At 60.8% G+C, this 20,556-nt stretch carries 17 protein-coding genes; 3 read left to right on the top strand and 14 right to left on the bottom strand.

Going from position 1 to position 20,556, the window contains the following annotated elements; genetic code table 11:
• Window positions 1-12: 12 nt before the first annotated feature.
• Window positions 13-2,418 carry a YbcC family protein gene (locus AC2FD8_RS08425; protein ID WP_496854958.1) on the top strand — a complete coding sequence of 802 codons (2,406 nt, stop codon included), beginning with the start codon at window positions 13-15 and terminating at the stop codon, window positions 2,416-2,418.
• A gap of 38 nt (window positions 2,419-2,456) precedes the next feature.
• Here AC2FD8_RS08425 and AC2FD8_RS08420 read toward each other — a convergent pair whose 3' ends face one another.
• From AC2FD8_RS08420 to hutI, 13 genes are all read right to left on the bottom strand, one after another.
• Window positions 2,457-3,602, bottom strand: a complete 1,146-nt coding sequence (locus AC2FD8_RS08420) for an iron-containing alcohol dehydrogenase (RefSeq protein WP_496854960.1) — start codon at window positions 3,600-3,602, stop codon at window positions 2,457-2,459.
• Window positions 3,599-4,981, bottom strand: a complete 1,383-nt coding sequence (locus AC2FD8_RS08415; RefSeq protein ID WP_496854962.1) for an aldehyde dehydrogenase family protein — start codon at window positions 4,979-4,981, stop codon at window positions 3,599-3,601. The genes AC2FD8_RS08420 and AC2FD8_RS08415 overlap by 4 nt, the downstream gene beginning before the upstream one ends.
• Window positions 4,982-5,075: 94 nt before the next feature.
• Complete coding sequence (locus tag AC2FD8_RS08410) at window positions 5,076-6,437, bottom strand: glutamine synthetase family protein (RefSeq protein ID WP_496854964.1); 1,362 nt, start codon at window positions 6,435-6,437, stop codon at window positions 5,076-5,078.
• Between the two features lie 186 nt (window positions 6,438-6,623).
• Entirely contained in the window at window positions 6,624-7,385 is a 762-nt protein-coding gene (locus AC2FD8_RS08405) for a methyltransferase domain-containing protein (RefSeq protein WP_496854966.1), read from the bottom strand.
• Window positions 7,382-8,002, bottom strand: coding sequence for a pimeloyl-ACP methyl esterase BioG family protein (locus tag AC2FD8_RS08400; protein ID WP_496854968.1), 621 nt, complete (start codon window positions 8,000-8,002; stop codon window positions 7,382-7,384). The genes AC2FD8_RS08405 and AC2FD8_RS08400 overlap by 4 nt, the downstream gene beginning before the upstream one ends.
• Window positions 7,999-9,285, bottom strand: a complete 1,287-nt coding sequence (bioA, locus tag AC2FD8_RS08395; RefSeq protein WP_496854969.1) for an adenosylmethionine--8-amino-7-oxononanoate transaminase — start codon at window positions 9,283-9,285, stop codon at window positions 7,999-8,001. The genes AC2FD8_RS08400 and bioA overlap by 4 nt, the downstream gene beginning before the upstream one ends.
• On the bottom strand, window positions 9,282-9,902 hold the full coding sequence (gene bioD / locus AC2FD8_RS08390; protein WP_496854971.1) for a dethiobiotin synthase: 621 nt from the start codon (window positions 9,900-9,902) through the stop codon (window positions 9,282-9,284). The genes bioA and bioD overlap by 4 nt, the downstream gene beginning before the upstream one ends.
• Complete coding sequence (locus AC2FD8_RS08385; RefSeq protein WP_496854973.1) at window positions 9,899-11,032, bottom strand: 8-amino-7-oxononanoate synthase; 1,134 nt, start codon at window positions 11,030-11,032, stop codon at window positions 9,899-9,901. The genes bioD and AC2FD8_RS08385 overlap by 4 nt, the downstream gene beginning before the upstream one ends.
• A complete protein-coding gene (gene bioB / locus AC2FD8_RS08380; RefSeq protein WP_496854975.1) occupies window positions 11,029-12,009 on the bottom strand; it encodes a biotin synthase BioB in 981 nt (326 codons plus the stop codon). Before bioB ends, AC2FD8_RS08385 begins: the two co-directional genes overlap by 4 nt.
• Window positions 12,010-12,136: 127 nt before the next feature.
• Window positions 12,137-13,819, bottom strand: a complete 1,683-nt coding sequence (gene hutU, locus AC2FD8_RS08375) for a urocanate hydratase (RefSeq protein WP_496854977.1) — start codon at window positions 13,817-13,819, stop codon at window positions 12,137-12,139.
• Complete coding sequence (gene hutG / locus AC2FD8_RS08370) at window positions 13,816-14,607, bottom strand: N-formylglutamate deformylase (protein WP_496855373.1); 792 nt, start codon at window positions 14,605-14,607, stop codon at window positions 13,816-13,818. Before hutG ends, hutU begins: the two co-directional genes overlap by 4 nt.
• Complete coding sequence (hutH, locus tag AC2FD8_RS08365) at window positions 14,607-16,145, bottom strand: histidine ammonia-lyase (RefSeq protein ID WP_496854979.1); 1,539 nt, start codon at window positions 16,143-16,145, stop codon at window positions 14,607-14,609. The genes hutG and hutH overlap by 1 nt, the downstream gene beginning before the upstream one ends.
• A complete protein-coding gene (hutI, locus tag AC2FD8_RS08360; RefSeq protein ID WP_496854981.1) occupies window positions 16,142-17,350 on the bottom strand; it encodes an imidazolonepropionase in 1,209 nt (402 codons plus the stop codon). The genes hutH and hutI overlap by 4 nt, the downstream gene beginning before the upstream one ends.
• An 82-nt stretch (window positions 17,351-17,432) precedes the next feature.
• Here hutI and AC2FD8_RS08355 point away from each other — a divergent pair, with 82 nt between their 5' ends.
• Together AC2FD8_RS08355 and hutC are read left to right on the top strand one after the other, a co-directional pair.
• Window positions 17,433-18,791, top strand: coding sequence for a formimidoylglutamate deiminase (locus tag AC2FD8_RS08355; RefSeq protein ID WP_496854983.1), 1,359 nt, complete (start codon window positions 17,433-17,435; stop codon window positions 18,789-18,791).
• A 78-nt stretch (window positions 18,792-18,869) separates the two neighbouring features.
• Window positions 18,870-19,571, top strand: a complete 702-nt coding sequence (gene hutC / locus AC2FD8_RS08350) for a histidine utilization transcriptional repressor HutC (protein ID WP_496854985.1) — start codon at window positions 18,870-18,872, stop codon at window positions 19,569-19,571.
• A gap of 18 nt (window positions 19,572-19,589) precedes the next feature.
• On the opposite strand, the gene AC2FD8_RS08345 is transcribed toward hutC, so the two are convergent.
• Window positions 19,590-20,531: a LysR family transcriptional regulator gene (locus AC2FD8_RS08345; RefSeq protein ID WP_496854987.1), complete on the bottom strand. Its 942-nt coding sequence runs from the start codon at window positions 20,529-20,531 to the stop codon at window positions 19,590-19,592.
• Between the last annotated feature and the right edge of the window lie 25 nt (window positions 20,532-20,556).

Genomic DNA, 20,556 nt, shown 5'->3' with positions numbered 1-20,556 from the left:
GGGTTTCTCAAGATGTATATGAAACACGAAAGCTATCCCGCAGCCCTTCTGGAACTGGTCGCGCTGGCAAATGACGCGGTGCGTCAAATCCCGCCGCTGTTCCCGCTTGCCTCCAACGTCGCCGTGAACCCGTTTCTGGGACAAACGCAAGATACGCTGGCCGTGACCTCAGCCCGGTTGGCACGGGTTGCTGGTACGCGGATCACGCCAGACCGGGCGGAATTTGCGCAGAGGCTGGCAAGTGGAGAGATCACTGAAGCCGATCTGAGGGATGCCCTCGCCAGCGTCGAAAGCCGCTTTGACACACCAAGTTTCGAAGATCTGCAAACCGCGCTCGGGTCCGAGGCTGCAGACTTGTCCCCCCTGCCCACGGTTGCCGATCTGGCCGCCGAGGTTTCCGGCATCGACTGGCCCGGTCTGATTGACGAACGGATCGGGGCCTGGGCCGCCAGCCATTTCGATCAGGGTCAGGCCCTGTGGCAACCTAACCGCACAGGCGGTGCCTACAGTGCGTGGCGCGAGTTTGCCTCACGCGATCTGACCCCGGAAATCCACGGCCTGAAAGGGTTCGGAGCCTTCGTCGCTGGCACCAACCGCTCACAATGGCGGGCGATTGGGCGCGCCTCTGAGGCACTGGGTGTCACCCCTGAGGCCGCCAGCGCCGCCTTCCATCGCTGGCTGATGACGCTAGGTGGTTGGGCGCAATATGCCCGATATCTGCTGTGGCAGGCCGAATTGGAAGGGCAGACGGATACGAGCACCACCGAACTGCTGGCCATTCGCATGGTATTCGAAGAAGCTCTGTTCGGTCTCTATCACGATCAGATTGCCGATCGCTGGGCCGAAACCATTGCCCAACATGAGGCCCCTATCACCCCAACCCGCGATCTGGTGATCGACGCGGTGCTGCAGGACGCCTCGGAGCGCGCGCAACAACGCAAACTGGCGCAAACCCTCAGCGCGCGGCAGCCACGCAAGGTCGAAGGTCGCCCTGAGGTGCAAGCGGCCTTCTGCATCGACGTCCGGTCCGAGGTCTACCGTCGCGCGCTGGAAACCCAGGACAGCGGGATTGAGACCATTGGTTTTGCCGGTTTCTTCGGCCTCGCCAGCGCCCACAAGGCGGCCGGTTCCGACGTGACCGAGATACGGGGGCCGGTCCTGTTGAACCCGAACGTGTGCTCCCACGCGGCCGAGGGCGCACAGGCCGACCTGAACCGCCGCTACACTGCACGGGCCAAACGGGCCTGGGGCCGTTTCAAACTGGCCGCAGTCTCTTCATTTGCCTTTGTCGAGGCAACGGGCCCGGTCTATGCGGGCAAATTGTTGCGTGACGCCCTGGGCAAGGGCCACGGGACCGCGAAGTTCGACCCTGCGCCGAAGCTTGACGACGGGATCGACCTGCCTGCACGTGTTGCCTCGGCCAAAGCCATCCTTGGGGCGATGTCTCTGACCAGCAACTTCGCTCGTATCGTGATGCTCGCCGGTCATGGCGCGGATGTGACGAACAACCCCCATGAAAGCGCCCTGCAATGTGGCGCATGTGGCGGTCATGCCGGTGACGTCAGCGCCCGCCTTCTGGCCGGTTTGTTGAACGATCATGCGGTACGTGAAGGGCTGCGCGCCGAGGGGATCAACATCCCGGCGGACACACTGTTTCTGGCCGCGCTGCACCACACCACAACAGACAAGGTCTCTCTGTTCGATCAGGATCAGGCGACGGGTCATTGGACCGCGCAGATTGCACAGTTAAAAACCTGGCTGACATCGGCCGGACAGCTGGCCCGGTCCGAGCGTGCCGCGCGTCTACCGCGTGCCAAGGGGGCCAATGACATCGCCCGCCGCGCCACCGACTGGGCTGAGCTGCGCCCCGAATGGGGTCTGGCCGGATGCCGCGCCTTCATTGCGGCGCCGCGGTCCCGGACAGATGGAACCGGTCTTGCGGGCCAGGCCTTCCTGCACAGCTATGACTGGCGCGCGGATGAGGGCTTTGGCGTGCTAGAACTGATCATGACCGCTCCGGTCGTGGTCGCCAGCTGGATCAGCCTGCAATATTACGGCTCGACCGTCGCACCTGGCCTGTTCGGCGGCGGCAACAAACTGCTGCACAACGTGGTCGGTGGCATCGGCGTGGTCGAGGGCAATGGCGGCGTGCTGCGCCCCGGTCTGCCCTGGCAATCCGTGCATGACGGAGAGGTGTTCCAGCACGACCCGCTGCGCCTGTCGGTCATCATCGAGGCCCCACGAGAGGCGATGAACGACATCCTCAAACGCAACGAAACCGTGAAAGAGCTGTTCGACAATCGTTGGCTGCACCTGATCGCCATGGATGAAAACGGCGATCTAGCCTGGCGCTACACCAAGGATCTGGAATGGGTCGCGATGGCACGGGCCGAGATCTGCGCCATCGCCGCTGAGTAACAATTTGCCCGGCGAGAAAACCCGCTGGGCCACTGCTTCTAAAGCGCAGCGTGGAACAGCTGCGTCAGGTTCTCTTTCGTCAACTCAATCGGATTTCCCCCGCAGGACGGATCGATGATCGCGCCTTCGACCAAATCGGGAATCCGATCCTCGGTCACGCCCAGTTCCGACAACTGACGCGGGATGCCGAGCGTATCGTTGAACTCCTGCACGAAGGCGCGGAACCCGTCAAAGCCGCCGCCGATGCCCAGATAGGCAGCAGCCGGCTGGAACCGATCCGCAATGGCGGGTGCGTTGAACTCCAGCACTGCGGGCATGCAGACCGCGTTGGTCGTGCCGTGATGAGTGTTGAACACCGCACCAATCGGATGGCTCATGGCGTGGATCGCACCAAGCCCCTTTTGAAACGCCGTCGCGCCCATGGCCGCCGCGCTCATCATCTGCGCACGCGCCTCAAGATCAGTGCCGTCTGCGTAGGCGCGCGGCAGGTAGTCCTTGACCAACCGCATCCCCTCAAGCGCGATGCCTTGGCTCATCGGGTGGTAGTGCGGGCTGGAATAGGCCTCGACACAATGGGCAAAGGCGTCCAGCCCGGTGCCTGCGGTGATGAATTTCGGCATGCCCACAGTCAGTTCCGGGTCGCAGATCACCACGGCCGGCAACACCTTCGGGTGAAAGATGATCTTCTTGGCATGCGTTTCGGAATTGGTGATGACACTGGCACGTCCCACCTCGGAGCCTGTCCCGGCAGTCGTCGGCACCGCAATGATCGGCGCAATCACATCCGCATCCGCGCGGGTCCACCAATCCCCGATATCTTCAAAATCCCAAACGGGCCGCGTCTGGCCCGCCATGAAGGCAACCATCTTGCCCAGATCCAGCCCCGAGCCGCCACCGAAGGCAATCACGCCGTCATGCCCGCCATCATTGTAGGCCGCCACACCAGCTTCGAGGTTCTTTTCATTCGGGTTCGGGTCCACATCGCTGAACAGACCGCGACCCAGGCCGGCGGCCTCAAGAATATCCAACGTCGCCGTCGTGATCGGCAAATCCGCCAACCCCTTGTCCGTCACCAGCAAAGGGCGCTTCATCCCTGCCGCCGCGCACGCTTCGGGCAGTTCCTTGATGCGGCCAGCACCGAATTTGATCGCGGTCGGATAAGACCAGTTTCCAACAAGGCTCATGATGTCACCTTCTTCAAATGATAGGATTTTGGACGGGTCAGGTTGTGATACCCGATGACCGACAGGCCACCCCCCCGCCCGGTATTTTTGCAGCCGGTCCAGCACAGACCCGGGTCCAGATAGTCAGCCCGGTTCATGAACACAGTGCCGGTTTCAATCTGATCACCCACCCGCGCAGCCCGGTCCACATCGCGGGTCCACAGGCTGGCGGTCAGGCCGAATTCGCTGTCATTCATCAATGCGATAGCTTCGTCATCCGAGGTCACTTTCATGATCCCAATTACCGGCCCAAAACTCTCATCCCGCATCACCCGCATATCATGAGAAACATTGGTGAGAATCTGAGGCGTCAGATATGCACCACCATCGTCCTCAGCGAATGTCTCGATATGGGCCACCGCACCATCCGCCAAAGCCTCGGCAATCTGAGCGCGCACCTCGTCGGCGAAGCGTGTATTGGCCATCGGGCCCAGCGTCGTCTCAGGGTCCATAGGATTGCCCAGCTTGTAGCCGTTCACGATCTCAACTGCCTTCGCAACGAAGTCGTCGAAAAGACTTTCATGCACATAGATCCGCTCGATCCCGCAGCAGCATTGGCCCGAGTTGAACATGGCCCCGTCGATCAGAGTGTCCACGGCGGCATCCAGATCGGCGTCCTCCATGACATAGCCCGGATCCTTGCCGCCAAGCTCGGTTCCGACGCCCGTGAAGGTGCCCGCCGCCGCGCGCTCCATCGCCTGACCACCACCGACGGAGCCGGTGAAGTTCACGAAGTCAAACGCATTGCCCGCGATCAGTTCATTGGTCACCTCATGGCTTAGAAAGACGTTCTGGAACACATCGTCCGGCACACCAGCCGAATGAAACGCCCGCGCCATCCTCTCGCCCACCAACAGCGTCTGCGTGGCATGTTTCAGGATTACGGTATTGCCAGCAATCAGCGCCGGAGCCACCGTGTTGATCGCCGTCATATAGGGATAGTTCCAGGGGGCCACCACAAAGACCACCCCATGCGGAACACGCTTGATGTACCGCCGAAACGTCTCATCCTCACCCACCGCAATATCGGCAAGCGCGCTTTCGGCAATCTCCGCCATATGGCTGGCGCGTTCATTGAATCCACCAAACTCACCACCATAGCGCACGGGTCGGCCCATCATATGCGCAAGCTCAGGCACGATCTCATCATTCATCGCACCAACCGTCGCCACACCAGCCATCACCAGATCAATCCGCTCCTGCAACGGCCGCGCTGCCCAAGCCTCCTGCGCGGCGCGCGCCCGAGCCGCCGCCTCAAACGCCGCATTCCGAGACAACACCTCCCGCTCCGCAAAAACCGACCCATCAATCGGCGAGACACATTTCAACATCTGTCCCATAATCACTCCATTTTCCGAATAAACAGGATCCCTGCTTCATCTGGCCAAAAATATCCCGGGGGTCTGGGGGCAGCGCCCCCAGCCTGACCCGATCTCAAGCTCGCTCGAACCCGCGGGCAATCTCCCAATCCGTCACCACGCGCTCAAACTCTTCGATCTCAACCTCAGCCGCGCGCGCATAATGATCGACCACCTCATCCCCCATGGCCGCGCGCAACATGACCGAACCATGCAGCGCATCCCGCGCCGCGCGCAGAGTGCCGGGGATCATGCCGGTGTCACCCTGATAGACGTCGCCCGTGGTCGGCGGCTGCAATTCCAGCCCCTCTTCGATGCCCGCGATCCCAGCCGCCAGCATCCCGGCCATCGCCAGATAAGGGTTCATGTCTGAACCTGGAATGCGGCACTCCACACGCACCGACTTGGTACCATCCCCACACAGACGGAAACCCGCTGTACGATTATCCACCGACCAGATGATCCGTGTCGGCGCAAAGGTGCCCTTCATGAACCGTTTGTAACTGTTGATGTAAGGCGCCATGAAATACGTGTAATCGGCGGCATATTTCAGAAGACCCGCCATATAGCTTTTCATCACATCCGACATGCCAAGCGGATCTTTTTCGTCGAAAAAGATCGGCACCCCATCCGCCCAGAGCGACTGATGCACATGGCTGGAACTGCCCACCTTGTCATGGTGCCATTTCGGCAGGAAGGTCGCTGCATGACCATGCTGCCAGGCAATCTCCTTCACCGCATTCTTGGCGATCGAGTGGTACTCGGCCGTGTCCATCGCAGGCGCGTATTTGATGTTCAGCTCTTCCTGCCCGGTTTCGGCCTCACCTTTCGAGTTCTCAACCGGTATCCCCGCATCCCACAAATGGTTGCGGATCGGACGCATCACATGCTCTTCCTTCGTGGTCTGGAGGATATGATAATCCTCGTTATAGCCGGAAATCGGCTCAAGATCGCGAAAGCCGTTTTTACGGATTTCGTCAAAGCTCTTCTCAAATAGGAAAAACTCCAGCTCTGTGGCACACATCGCGTCATAGCCCATGGCCTTCAAGCGTTTGACCTGCGCCTTAAGCATCGTCCGAGGCGCATGCGGCACCTCCTCATGCGTGTGATGGTCGAGAATATCGCACATCACCATCGCCGTCCCTTCCAGCCAAGGTACCGGGCGCAAGGTCGAAAGATCGGGTTTCATGACATAGTCGCCATAGCCCCGCTCCCAACTGGTCGACGCGTAGCCATCCGGTGTGCCCATCTCAAGATCGGTGGCCAGCAGGTAGTTGCAGCAATGCGTCTCCTCCCATGCCCCGGCAACAAAATGACCCGCGTGAAAGCGCTTGCCCATCAGACGGCCCTGCATGTCGACAAAACACACCAAAACAGTATCCAAAGTACCATCGGATACCCGAGCCTTAAGATGTTCGAATGTAAGTGTCGCGGTCATTCTGCCCCCCTCTTTCAAATTCCTGATGGCGGGCCACAGCAACGCCAAAACCTCAAATGCTACCGTGGCGATCTGATGCCGCGAACGCAACATATCATTGTGACGTTTCAGTATGGAATTTGAATATCTGCGTTTCAATGCAGGCGTTAGCTGAAAAGATCGTCGTGGCTCAGCGGTCGCAAAGGCTCAGACCTGAGGCTTGCGTGCGATAATCCAAACGGGATGATAGCTGAGCATGACGCCCTTCTTGGTCTGGAATCGGCGCGTGTATTCTGCCTCGAACCGGGCGAGTGTGGATTTGGTCCAGACGCTTTTCGCCCGCCCGTTGACGCCGGTTTTGCGCAGGTGGCGCAGAACGTGGCGCGGCGTGGGAAAGTACGAAGGTCGCAGCGCCTCGCCTGTTGCCAGCACCTCCATATGCACTCCTACGGCGTTGGCCATCTGGTCGGGACCGCACAATCCGGGCGCGCGGGCCGAGGTGCCGATCTGGCCAAGTTCCCGGTATTGGTGCGGGCCGAAGCCCGAAATTGCCAACCAACCGCCCGGTGCGAGGGATCGCGCCGCCCGTTCCAAAAGTGCCTGCGGGTCTTCCATCCACTGGATCATCGACGCCGAGGCAAAAAGATCGGTCTTCTCGGGCCAGAAAACCTGCCGCGCATCGCCACAGATAAACTGCGCGTCCACCTCAAGTGCCGTTTGTCGGGCTTCGGGTGCGATATCATTCAGGGTGAGGCTGTCAAAGCAGTGGGCCTGACACAGACGCCGCGTGAAATGCCCGGTTCCGCATCCCAGCTCAAACCCGTGTTCAAACTTGGCCGGAGCGCCGTGTCGGCGCATCTCTTCCACCAGCTTCTCGGCCACCCAGGCCTGTTGACAGGCGGTGTCGTGATAGCTTTGAAAGCTCCGGCTGAAGCTGCGCTGAACCCGGTCCGAGAGTTGCGCGGTCATGCCAGCCACTCCGCCCAGCTTTGTCCTTTGCAGAAAGGGGCATGAGGGCCTTCGACCGTCCGAACTCTATCGGCGTGTCGCGACCATGCAGCCTGTTGCGCTTTGGTTGGCACGATGCGGTCGCGAGTGGGAATCCAAATACGATCAAAACCCGGGTCCTCAGCGGGGCCCCGGTCGATCACCGCACGCAACTCGTCCCGAGCGGATGGGATATCCAGTTCCGGAACATCACCGCTGACGCCCGCGCGACGGCAGAACTTGGCAAAACTGGAGTGAGACAATTGATCCGCCGTTGCGCGGATCATGTCGGGCGCGATGCCAAGCTCGGCGCTTGCAGGGTTCAGCGTTCCACTGACGCCAACCATACGGTCCGGGCGCATCCCCGTCTGGCTCAGCCAATGCGCGGCCGAGGCGACACCAAAAGAAAAGGCCAGCAGGTCAATCCGATCAAACCCGACCAATTCCGGCAGCGGGTCATCCAGCCGGTCATAACCTTCAACAAACAGCACATTTTCCCCACCTGAGAGGCCAGTGAATGGCGCAGGACCCAACGCCCACCCCCCGAACACGAGGATCAGATCGGGGTTGTCCGAGCGTGCCAGCCAATGATGCCTCATCCGGCACCTCCGGCGAGACTGACCATGGCGGCAGTAACGCGACTCAGCTCATCTGGCGAGATGATGTAGGGCGGCATGCAATAGATATTGTGCCCAAACGGACGCAACCAGACGCCTGTTTTTTGGGCAAGACCATGGGCCACGGCAGGATCGACACGGTCCTTCATCTCGATCACGCCGATAGCACCCAGAACCCGCACATCCGCAACACCCGGCAAGTCACGAGCCGGGGTGAGTTCGGCCTGCATCTGCTCAGCAATCCCTGTGACCTCGGCCCGCCAGTCGCGTTGGACCAACTGATCTAGGCTGGCAACACCCGCCGCACAGGCCAGAGGGTTGGCCATATAGGTCGGGCCATGCATCAGCACCCCGGCCTCGCTTTCGCCGATGCCCTGCGCAACCGCTTCGGTCGCGATGGTGGCGGCTAGTGTGATGTGCCCTCCGGTCAGGGCTTTACCAAGGCACAGGATGTCAGGCACCACGTCCGCATGATCCATGGCAAAAAGCTCACCGCTGCGACCAAAGCCCGTGGCGATTTCATCGAAAATCAGCAGCACGTCATGCGCGTCACACAGCGCCCGCGCCCCCTTCAGCCAGTTCGGGTGGTAGAAATACATGCCACCCGCACCTTGCACGATGGGTTCAAGGATCAGCCCAGCGATCCTGTCGCCTTTTTCGTCCAACAACTGCTCCAACACCACCAGCCCATTTTCGGCGGGGTCCTCCGACCAGTCCTGATCGAACCGAATGGTCGGGCGCGGCAGGAAATGCTGGATGGACAGGGCACCCCTGAACAACCCGTGCATCCCGTTCACCGGGTCACACACGCTCATCGCTTTCCACGTGTCGCCGTGATAGCCGCCCCGGATGGTGGCGAACTCTGACCGCGCGCCGCGGCCTTTGGCGATCTGATACTGCACCGCCATTTTCAGCGCGACTTCGATGGCGACCGAGCCGCTGTCGCTGTAGAAGATGCGATCCAGACCGTCGGGCAGCATTCCGATCAACCTGCGGCCCAGCTCAACGGCGGGTGCGTGGGTCAGACCTCCGAACATGACATGCGGCAGCTGCGCCAGTTGGGCCTGCATCGCCTCGACAATGGCCGGGTGACGATGGCCGTGAACGGTGCACCACCAGGACGACATGGCATCGATCATCTGCCCGCCGTCCTCACGCGTCAGCCAGACGCCCTCGGATTCGGTGATCAGATGCATCGGGCCGGGATCCAACACATGCGTGTAGGGGTGCCACAGGTGGCGGGCGTCAAACTCCAGCGGGGTCATAGACCTCTCCGGATCGCATCAACGTCGATGGACTGGAACGCATCCGCCAGGTTTTCACGGGTCAGATCCGAGAGATAGGGAAGACGCCCCAGATGCCGGATCTTGCACATCTGTGCGATGGACTGTTCGACATCCGGCTCTGGGTCGCCGACAAAGGCAACGCCGATGACGTCGCACCCCGCATTGCGCAATGCCATTAAGGACAGCGCAGTGTGATTGATTGTTCCAAGCGACGTACGCGCAACCAGAACTACAGGGGCATTCCACTGCGCGAAGAGGTCCAGATAAAACACCTGCCGGTTCAAAGGGACCATAACCCCCCCTGCCCCTTCCACAACCAGAGGGCCATCGACCTGCGGCAGTGCCAGTTGGGCAAGGTCGATCTCGACCCCCATATCCTCGGCGGAAAGATGCGGCGAGGCGGGCATGTTCAGGCGATACGCCTCGGGCAGAACCTCGGCCCCGGACAGGGTGCGCACGATGTCGGTGTCGGTTGCATCCTCAAGCCCGGATTGCACCGGCTTCCAGTAGGTGGCTCCAAGGGCGGCGGTCAGGCCGGCGGAGAATACAGTCTTGCCGACGCCCGTGTCAGTTCCGGTAATGATCAGCGCGCTCATGCGGCCTCCGTTTGATATGCCGCCAAAGCGTTAAACAGGGCCGAGATATCGGCGCGATCCACATTGCCGGTGATGGAAATCCGCAACCGCGATGTCCCACGCGGTACGGTTGGCGGACGGATACCCCTGACGTCGAACCCTTGCGCTTGCAACGTCTTCGCCATCGCCATCGTGCGCGCTTCGTCGCCCAGAATAACCGGAATGATCTGGCTGTTGAGCGATGCTTCAGGGATCCCAATTGCGCGCGCCGCATCATGGGCATGGCCAAAGCGCTGTTGGGCGGCCTCGACCAGACCTGTCTGAGTAGCCAGCGCCTCAAGGGCCGCACGAACCAAAGCAGCATTCAAGGGCGACGGCGCGGTGGCAAAGATAAAGGCCCGCGCGCGGTTGATCAGCGTGTCGATCATGACTTTTGGGCCGCAGATCAACCCGCCGGCAACGCCCAGACCTTTGCCGCAGGTGTGCAGCGTCAACAGATGGCAGTCGAGGTCATGCGCCAGCCCCCGCCCCTGAGGTCCGAACACGCCGGTCGCATGGGCTTCGTCGACGACCAGAACAGCGCCCTGTTCTCTCGCAAAGCCCGCCAAATCGTTCAGAGGGGCAAGATCCCCTTCCATCGAATAGACGCTCTCGACCGCGATCCAGATTTGGCCCGCGCCGCCCTCGGTCCGCCACTGCTGCGCCTTTTCACGCGCGTCACCGACATCATTGTGCCGAAACGACCGCTGATCGGCCCGGCAAGATCGCATGCCCTCATGCGCGCTGGCGTGAATCAGAGCGTCATAGAGAACCAGATCCTCGGCCGCAGGAAGGGTTGAGAAAATCGCCTGATTGGCCTGAAACCCGCCGCCCATGAACAAGGCGGCCTCGGCCCCAAAGAACGCGGCGGCCTTAGCCTCCAGCGCTTCATGCTCGGCATGGTTGCCGCGCAATAGACGCGAGCCACCAGATCCAACCGGAACGCCGCGCGCCAAAGCCTCTTGTGCGGCCGCTTGCAAAAGCTGCGATCCGGCGAGGCCCAGATAGTCATTCGACGCGAAATCCAATCCCGACGCAGGCGTCAGGACCCGGCGGCGATGCCGGGCCTGCAATGTGTCGAGCATAGATTCGAGCCGAGCAGCAGCCTTCATTCAGCGGCTTCCCGACCAGCCTGATCCCCGGCTTTCTCGGCCTGCAGGCCAAGTTTGGCGAACAGGATCATATCAGTGTCCTCCTCCGGGTTTTCCGCTGTAAGCAGCGTTTCGCCCACGAAGATCGAATTCGCACCGGCGAAGAAACACATCGCCTGCATCTCGTCGCTCATTTCGCTGCGGCCAGCGGACAAACGAACGTAAGAGGTTGGCATCAGGATACGCGCCGTCGCGATGATGCGGACAAAGTCGATCGGTTCGATCGGCTCAGCATTAGCCAAGGGTGTGTCGGCCTGCGGCATAAGCATGTTGATCGGAACCGAATCCGGAGCGGGCTGCATATTGGCCAGCGTCAGCAGCATGTCGATACGGTCGCCAGTATGCTCACCCATGCCCAGAATGCCGCCGGAACACACCTTGATCCCCGCGTCCTGCACCCGGTTCATCGTGTCGATACGGTCGGCGAAGGTGCGGGTTGTGATGACCTCGGAGTAGTAGCGCTCGGACGTGTCGATATTGTGGTTGTAGTAGTCCAGCCCCGCATCGCGCAGCTGCACGACCTGCGTGTCGTCCAGCATGCCCAGCGTCATGCAGGTCTCCATCCCCATGGCCTTGACGCCTTCGACCATCGCGACCAAAGCCGCCATGTCCCGCGCCTTGGGCTCACGCCAGGCAGCGCCCATGCAGAACCGCGTCGCGCCGCCATCCTTTGCTTTCTTCGCCTCGGCCAGAACACGCTGCACCTCGATCAGTTTAGAGGCAGGCAGGGTCGAGCCATTGCGCGCCGATTGCGAGCAATAAGCGCAATCTTCGGCGCATCCTCCGGTTTTGATCGACAGCAGTTTCGAGGTCTGGATTTTGTTCGGGTCGAAATGCTCCCGATGGACGGTTTGCGCCCGGAACAGCAGATCCATCAACGGAAGATCATAGACAGCTTGCGCGGATTTTTTAGTCCAGCCGGAATGTGGGATGATCATTTTATCTATAAAACTCTCGGCAGCTTGCGTTGCGTCGAGTTTATTATCTACAAAATATCATGACGCAACCCGGCATGCATCACAAGTTCAATATGACGCATCAATTCGCTGATCGCCGACCGAGGCTCTATCCCAGAATACCCGGCAGCCGCAGCCCGTGTTCGCGGGCGCAAGCCTTGGCATCCTCATACCCCGCATCCGCGTGGCGCCATACGCCCGAGGCCGGATCGTTCCACAAAACCCGCTCCAACCGTTTGGCCGCTGCATCAGTGCCATCCGCACAGATTACAACGCCCGCGTGCTGGCTGAAGCCCATCCCGACCCCACCGCCATGGTGCAAAGACACCCATGTAGCACCCGAGGCCGTATTCACCAGCGCATTCAGCAACGGCCAGTCGGAAACAGCGTCCGATCCATCCCTCATCGCTTCGGTCTCGCGGTTGGGTGAGGCGACGGACCCGCTGTCCAGGTGATCTCGGCCAATAACAACCGGGGCCTTCAGCTCTCCGGTGCGGACCATTTCGTTGAAGGCCAGCCCGGCCTTGTGACGATCCCCAAGACCGATCCAGCAGATCCGCGCAGGCAGGCCTTGGAAGGCGATACGCTCCTGCGCCATGTCGAGCCAGTTGTGCAGATGGGTGTTCTCAGGGAACAGCTCTTTCATCTTGGCGTCGGTTTTATAGATATCCTCCGGGTCGCCAGACAGGGCGCACCAGCGGAACGGGCCGACCCCACGGCAAAACAGCGGGCGAATATAGGCGGGCACGAAACCGGGGAAAGCAAAGGCGTTCTCGAGCCCTTCGTCCTGCGCCACCTGGCGAATGTTGTTGCCGTAATCGAGCGTTGGCACGCCCGCGTTCCAGAAATCGACCATCGCAGCAACATGTTGCTTCATCGAGGCGCGCGCAGCTTTCTCAACCGCCTTGGGATCGCTTTCGCGCTTGTCTTTCCACTGTGCCATGGTCCAGCCCAGCGGCAGATACCCATTCACCGGGTCATGCGCGCTGGTCTGGTCGGTGACAATATCGGGCCGCATGCCACCCGCTTGCATCCGGCGGTATATCTCGGGGAAGATTTCGGCGGCATTGCCCAACAGGCCGACGGATTTCGCCTCACCCGCCTTGGTCCAGCGGTCGATCATCTCAAGCGCTTCGTCCAGCGTTTCGGCCTTTTCGTCCAGATATTTAGTGCGCAAGCGAAAATCGATGCTGTCCGGGTTGCATTCGACCGCCAGACAGGAGGCCCCGGCAAAAACTGCGGCCAAGGGCTGAGCGCCACCCATGCCACCCAGACCTCCGGTCAGAATCCACTTTCCAGTCAGGTCGCCGCCATAGTGCTGACGCCCGGCCTCGGCAAAGGTCTCATAGGTGCCCTGCACGATGCCTTGTGTACCGATATAGATCCACGAGCCAGCGGTCATCTGGCCGTACATCATCAGCCCCTTCTTATCGAGCTCATTGAAATGGTCCCAATTGGCCCAATGCGGCACGAGGTTCGAATTCGCGATCAGCACCCGAGGCGCATCCGTATGCGTCCGCACAATGGCCACAGGTTTGCCGGATTGCACAACCAGTGTCTCATCCTCTTCCAGATCCTTGAGGCTGGCCACAATCGTATCAAAGTCGTTCCAAGTTCGCGCCGCGCGCCCGATGCCGCCGTAAACGACCAACTCATGCGGGTTTTCGGCCACGTCCGGGTGCAGGTTGTTCATCAGCATCCGCAACGGCGCTTCGGTCATCCAGCTTTTGGTGTTCAGCTCCGGGCCGGTGGGCGGATAAATATCACGGGTGTTCTTGCGAGGGTCGGTCATGATGCAAGCTCCAATGCTGTGTCTTGGACGGCGTCCAGAATGTCGAATAACCAGCGGCGCAGGTGGTCGGCTTTGCGGTCGTCATAGGACCATGGCGGGCGCTCGGTGGTCAGGTAGGTTGATTGGGCCAGTTCCATCTGAATGGCATGCAACCCCTCGGCCGGGCGGCCATAGTGGCGCGTCGTCCAGCCACCTTTGAACCGCCCGTTCAAGACGGTGCTATAGGGTGATGAGGCTGCAAACTCATGGGCCGCTGCCTCGATCTCGGGCGCGCAGGCCCTCCCGTTGTTTGTGCCCAGATTCATATCGGGCAAGACTCCGTCAAACAGGAACGGAATGGTGCTGCGGATTGAGTGGCAGTCATAGAGGACGGCAATGCCGTGGATCGCCCGGACCCGTTCCATCTCGGCCATCAACGCGGCATGGTAGGGCGTGTGAAACGCAGCGAGGCGTTCGGCGATTTCCGCATCAGATGGCGCCTGATCCCAGATGTCCTGCCCATCAAAATCGGTCAATGGCACCAGTGTCGTCGTGTTCTGACCGGGATAGAGAGACACGCCAGACGGGTCGCGGTTGGCGTCAATCGCATAACGATGGAAGGTCGCACGGACCGTCGTCACCCCGGGCAGCAACCCGTCATAAAGCTTGTGGATATGCCAATCCGTATCCGTCAGCGCCCTGCCCCGCGCATTCAGCTTGGCCTGAACCTTGGGCGGTACGTGAGTGCCTGTATGGGGCAGGCCCAGAACGATGGGGCTGTCGCCACGAGTGACCTCAACCGGATCTATCACGCGCCCAGCTCCGGCATGGCAACGCCAGTGTTGTGCGCGATCTCACCGGTCGAAATCAGCGTCGAGGCCGCCTCGATATCCGGCGCGGTATAGCGGTCGTCTCCCAAAGGCGGGACCACTGCGCGCAACCGGGCCATCACGCCTTGTAGGGTTTCACTGGTGGGCAACGGCGCGCGGAATTCGATCCCTTGCGTGGCGCAGAGCAGTTCCACCCCCAGAATGCGCTCTAGGTTGGTAACCATCTGGCCCAAACGCCGCGCGCCATGGGCCGCCATTGAGACATGGTCCTCCTGATTGGCCGAGGTCGGCGTTGAATCCGTCACGCAGGGGTTGGCGAGATGCTTGTTCTCGCTCATCAAAGCCGCCGTCGTGACCTCGGCAATCATCAGACCCGAGTTTAACCCGGGATTAGGTGTCAGGAAGGGCGGCAGATCAAAGCTGAGGACCGGATCGACGATCAGCGCGATGCGGCGTTGAGCGATGGCTCCGATCTCGGCCACGGCCAGCGCGATCATGTCGGCGGCGAACCCAACCGGTTCGGCGTGAAAGTTACCGCCCGAGACGATCAACCCGGCCTCGGACAGGACCAGAGGGTTGTCGGTGGCGGCGTTCGCCTCAAGCTCAAGCGTCGTGGCGGCCTGTCGGATCACGTCCATTGCCGCGCCGACGACCTGAGGCTGGCAGCGGATACAATAGGGGTCCTGCACGCGTGTATCGCCGTCACGGTGGCTTTCACGGATCACCGATCCGGCTAACAGGGCGCGCATGGTGGCTGCGGCCTCAATCTGGCCGCGATGGCCGCGGAGGGTGTGGATTTCAGGCTGCAACGGCGCGGTGGACCCCATGATAGCGTCCGTGGTCAGTGCCGATGTGACCAGCGCGCTCTGCGCCGCTTGCCACGCCCCGAACAGGCCCGCCAAAGCAAACGCGGTCGAAAACTGGGTGCCGTTGATCAGCGCCAGACCCTCTTTCGGGCCAAGCTCCATAGGCGTCAGGCCAGCAGCCGCCAGCGCCTTAGCCCCCGGCTTGACCTTGCCGCCATATTCGGCCTCGCCCGCGCCCATCATGACGGCGGCCATATGGGATAGCGGCGCCAGATCACCAGAGGCGCCGACCGAGCCCTGCGCGGGGATCACAGGGGTGACGCCCCTAGCCAGCATGGCCTCAAGAAGCGTGATCAACTCTAGCCGCACGCCCGAGGCTCCGCGTCCGAGGCTGAGCAGTTTCAGGACCATCATCAACCGTGCATGTGCCCGCGGGATCGCGGGGCCGACGCCGCAGCAATGCGACAGGATCAGATTGCGCTGCAAGGTCGCCGTATCCTCGGCCGCGATCTTGACACTGGCAAGCTTGCCGAAGCCCGTGTTGACGCCGTAGACTGCGACCTCACCCGCAGCGGCATCCGCGATGCGCGCGTGGGCAGCCTGAATGCCGGGATGGCAGGCCGGGTCCAGCTGCACGGCACATTCGTCTCGGAACACCTGCTCCAACTGCGCCAGAGAAACAGCGCCGGGTGTAAGGGTCAGGGTGGTCAAACTGCGCCTCCGACGATGCGAGTGTGTAGCGGATTGAAGCCGATGCGATAGGGCAGTTCGGCCGGGTGAGTGACGTTCCAGATCGCCAGATCAGCGCGCATGCCGGGTGCAATCCGGCCGCAATCGCGCAGACCCAACGCGCGGGCCGCATTGACGGTCACGCCTTTCAGCGCCTCTTCGGGTGTCATGCGGAACAGGGTGCAGCCCATGTTCATCGCCAAAAGCAGAGAGGTCATCGGGGCCGAACCCGGATTACAATCCGTCGCCAAAGCCATCGGGACATTGTGCTTGCGCAACAGGTCAATGGGCGGAGATTGCGTTTCGCGCAGGGTATAGAAAGCACCGGGCAAGATCACACCAACCGTGCCCGCGCGCGCCATCGCCGCTGCGCCGTCATCGTCAAGATACTCGATATGATCCGCTGACAGTGCGCCATAGCTGGCCGCCAGCCTTGCACCGCCGAGACTGGACAGCTGTTCGGCGTGCAGTTTGATCGGCAAGCCAAGCTCACGCGCCGCATCAAACAACGGCACGAGTTGGTCGGGCAGAAAGGCAATCCCTTCACAGAAGGCATCCACTGCATCAACCAGCCCCTCGGCATGGGCGGCCCGCAGAGTTGGAATGCAAATTTCACTTATATAAGCGTCCGGATTGTCCTTGTACTCTACCGGCACCGCATGGGCGCCCAAAAAACTGGTTGCGACCCGTACCGGACGGTGGTCTTGCAAAGCCCGCGCTGCGCGCAGCATGGTCAATTCGGTCTCGCGATCCAGACCGTAGCCGGATTTCACTTCGATGACCGAGACACCTTCGGCCAGCATCGCATCTACACGCGGTAGCGCCTGAGCGATCAGGTCATCCAGACTGGCCGCACGCGTGGCCATTACCGTCGAGATGATCCCCCCTCCGGCGCGGGCGACCTCTTCATAGCTCGCCCCATTCAAGCGCATCTCGAACTCGACCGCGCGGTGGCCGCCATGGATGACATGTGTGTGGCAATCTATCAGAGCGGGTGTCACCAGACGCCCGGCGCAGGACGTCTCAGACAACCCGGCGTAGTTTTCGGGCAATGCGGCCTGCGGCCCAACCCAGGCGACTTTACCCTCCTCGATCACAATTGCCGCTGAAGCGATCATCCCATAAGGCGCACCGGCCCCAGTCATTGTAGCGGCGCTCAGGTCCTTCAGGATGTGGGATGTGGGCATTTGATTCTCGCAGTGGATGCAATTCTCTCTTTTCTAGTACATTTCTATATGTTTTATGTCTATCCATAAAATGGAGAGTCAGATGACCATCTTTGCGAACCGCGCATTGCTACCAACAGGTTGGGCAGAAAATGTCAGGCTGGATCTGAAAGACGGGCACATCGCCACTGTGACCACGGGCACCCAGGCGCTGGAGACGGATACCAGAATCGACACCCTGTTGCCTGCGCTCGCCAACCTGCACAGCCATGCCTTTCAACGCGCCATGGCAGGGATGACCGAATACCGGCGCGCCGGGAGGGACAGCTTCTGGACGTGGCGCGATGTGATGTACCGTTTCACTGCACAACTAACGCCCGATCAGATTCAGGCCATCGCCGCGCTTGTCTATATGGAGATGCAGGAGGCCGGTTTCGCCTCTGTCGGAGAGTTCCACTATCTGCACCATCAACCCGGCGGCGCGCCCTATGATCGACTGGCCGAGCTGTCCGACCGCATCATGGCCGCCGCTGTCGAAACGGGCATCGGTCTGACGCATCTGCCCGTCCTCTATTCCTATGCAGGGGTCGGAGAAGTGCCGTTGGAACCCGGGCAACAACGGTTCGGCAATGATGTGACCCGTTTCATGCGACTGGTGGACGAGGCCAAAGCGGCCAGCGCGGCACTTCCCGATGATGTCCGGGTTGGAATTGCGCCGCATTCTCTGCGCGCGACGTCGCCCGTTGATTTGGATGAAGTGCTGCGCCATCACCACGGCTTGGTCCATATCCATATAGCCGAACAACCCAAAGAGGTTGCGCAGGTGCAGGCTGGCCTCGGCGCGCGTCCCGTGGAATGGCTGCTGAACAACGCTCCGGTGGACAGGCAGTGGTGTCTGATCCACGCCACCCACATGACGGAAGAAGAAACGCGCGCATTTGCGGCGTCAGGCGCCGTCGCTGGCCTCTGCCCGATCACCGAAGCCAATCTGGGGGACGGCCCGTTCAACGGTGCGACTTTCCTAACTGCAGGCGGTGCGTTCGGCGTGGGATCGGATTCGAACGTGAGGATTTCACTGACCGAGGAGCTTCGGACGCTAGAGTATTCCCAACGTCTGCGCGATCTGTCGCGCAATGTGCTGGTCGTTGGTGAAGGGTCCGTGGGTCAAACCCTCTATTGCGACGCCGCGACGGGTGGAGCGCAAGCGCTGGACCGAAACGCGGGGCAGATCGCCGAGGGCGCTTTGGCGGACCTTGTTGCCATCGACAGCAGCGACCCAGCACTGTGCGCCCTACAGCCTGACCAGTTGCTGGACGGGCTTGTGTTTGCCGCACAAGATCGGGTGGTGACCGACCTCTGGTCGGCTGGGCGGCACAGGGTCAAAGACAGGCAGCATGTGGAACACGATCAGATCGTGGCGCGGTACAGAAAAGCCATAGCTGAGATATTGCCTCACCTGTAACGCTGCGCGCCTTCTTTACGTGAGCGGCGCGTGCAATACATATTATAAATAAGTATATTAAAAAAACAGGATCAGGCCGTGGCGGAACAAAAGAATATCGGTTTTCAGGATATCCGTGACGAGGTGATCAATCGTATCCAAAGCCGCATCTGGCCTCAGGGCAGTTTGCTTCCAACCGAACTGGAGCTGGCCGCCGAGTTCGGCTGCGCCCGCGCCACCGTGAACCGCGCTCTGCGAGAGCTGGCTGAACAGGGCATCATCACCCGCAAGCGAAAAGGCGGCACCCGGGTCGTTACGACCCCGGTCAAACAGGCCAAACTTCCGATCACCGTGGTCCGCCAGACGATTGAGGATATGAATGCCGAATACCGCTATGCGCTTGTCAGCCGCACGCAGATCGACTGCCCCGCGTGGCTTCAAGCCAAGCTGAGCCTGCAGGAAGGCGCGCAAATCCTGCATTTGCAGTGCATGCATCACGCGGACAACCGCCCCTTTCAGTTCGAAGAGCGCTGGATCTGCGTCGATGCCGTACCCCACGTCGTCAATGAGAGCTTTCTGACCGCCGGCCCCAATGAATGGCTACTGTCCGAGGTCCCCTTTTCAAATGCCGAGATCGCCTTCTCGGCGGTTCCGGCCACCGGGCAGTTGCAGGATTTTCTGTCAGTGCCGCCGGGAACGCCCCTGTTCCAACTGGAACGCACGACATGGTTCCAAGGCAAACCGGTCACGTTCGTCAGAATGACCTTCCACCAGGGCTATCAAATGCGAACGACCTACTAACCCTTTGGCAGAACACAATCAGGCCGTCGCAGGCTGTTTCGGCGGATCAACGTGCTCGGGCTGGTAAGTCGGAATCACTCCGATCGGGGGTTTTTCGCGAATGTATTCTCCGATCTGCGCCAACATCGGTTTGCGCGGACAATTCGGTCGCGTCGCCGCCCCCAGATCGCGCAGATGGCCCGGTCTCTCGAACGGGATAAAGCAAAGCGGCCAGTTGTCCCGCTTGAATTGCTCAGCCGCCAAGGCGGAGACAATCGTGCAATCGTCAGAGTGGCAGATATGACGGCAGATCGTCTCGAACCGTAAAGCAGTCAGATCAAAGCGCTTGCCCATCCGGCTGGAGGGATCCTGCTTTGGCAAACGTTCTTCCAGCGCATAGCCGAAACTGTGGGGCAAACGGATGAAATCATGCACCGGCACCTCATCGGCAGAAATCGAGGGCAGAGTATGCAGCGGATGCCCCTTGCGCAGTGCCAGAAACAGGGGCTCGGACCAGATCGAGGTGAAATCCAACGCGTCGCTGTTGTTGATCTTGGCCACCAGCGCCAGATCCAGCGTGTGATCTTCGACCATCTTCAACATGTTTTGCGGTAGGTCTTCGATCATCGTCACCCGCATGCGCGGGAACAAAGTGCTGAACAGCTCTGAGAAATACTGCGTCAGATATGGGGCCAACGTGGGAGTCATTCCAATGGTGAAGGGCACTGCCTCGGGGTCGCGGAACTCGGTCGCGGTGTCGCGGATCTTTTGCGCGTCATTCAACATCCGGGTTGCGATGTCGACGATCCGCGTGCCGAAGGCGGTTGGGCGGACCTCATTGTTCAGGCGCAGGAACAGTTCGGCCCCCAGTTCCTGTTCAAGCTTCTTGATCTGGTTGGACATCGCAGGCTGGGACACGTTGCAGGCCGAGGCAGCCTGACTGAACTGGCCGTGCTTCGCGATGGCAATGACGTATTCCAAGTCTCTTAAGTTCATGGCAAGGCAA

Source organism: Ruegeria sp. YTSC192 (genome assembly GCF_059609705.1).
Note: the sequence above shows the minus strand (reverse complement) of the source record. Positions and strands in the feature narration are given on the sequence as shown.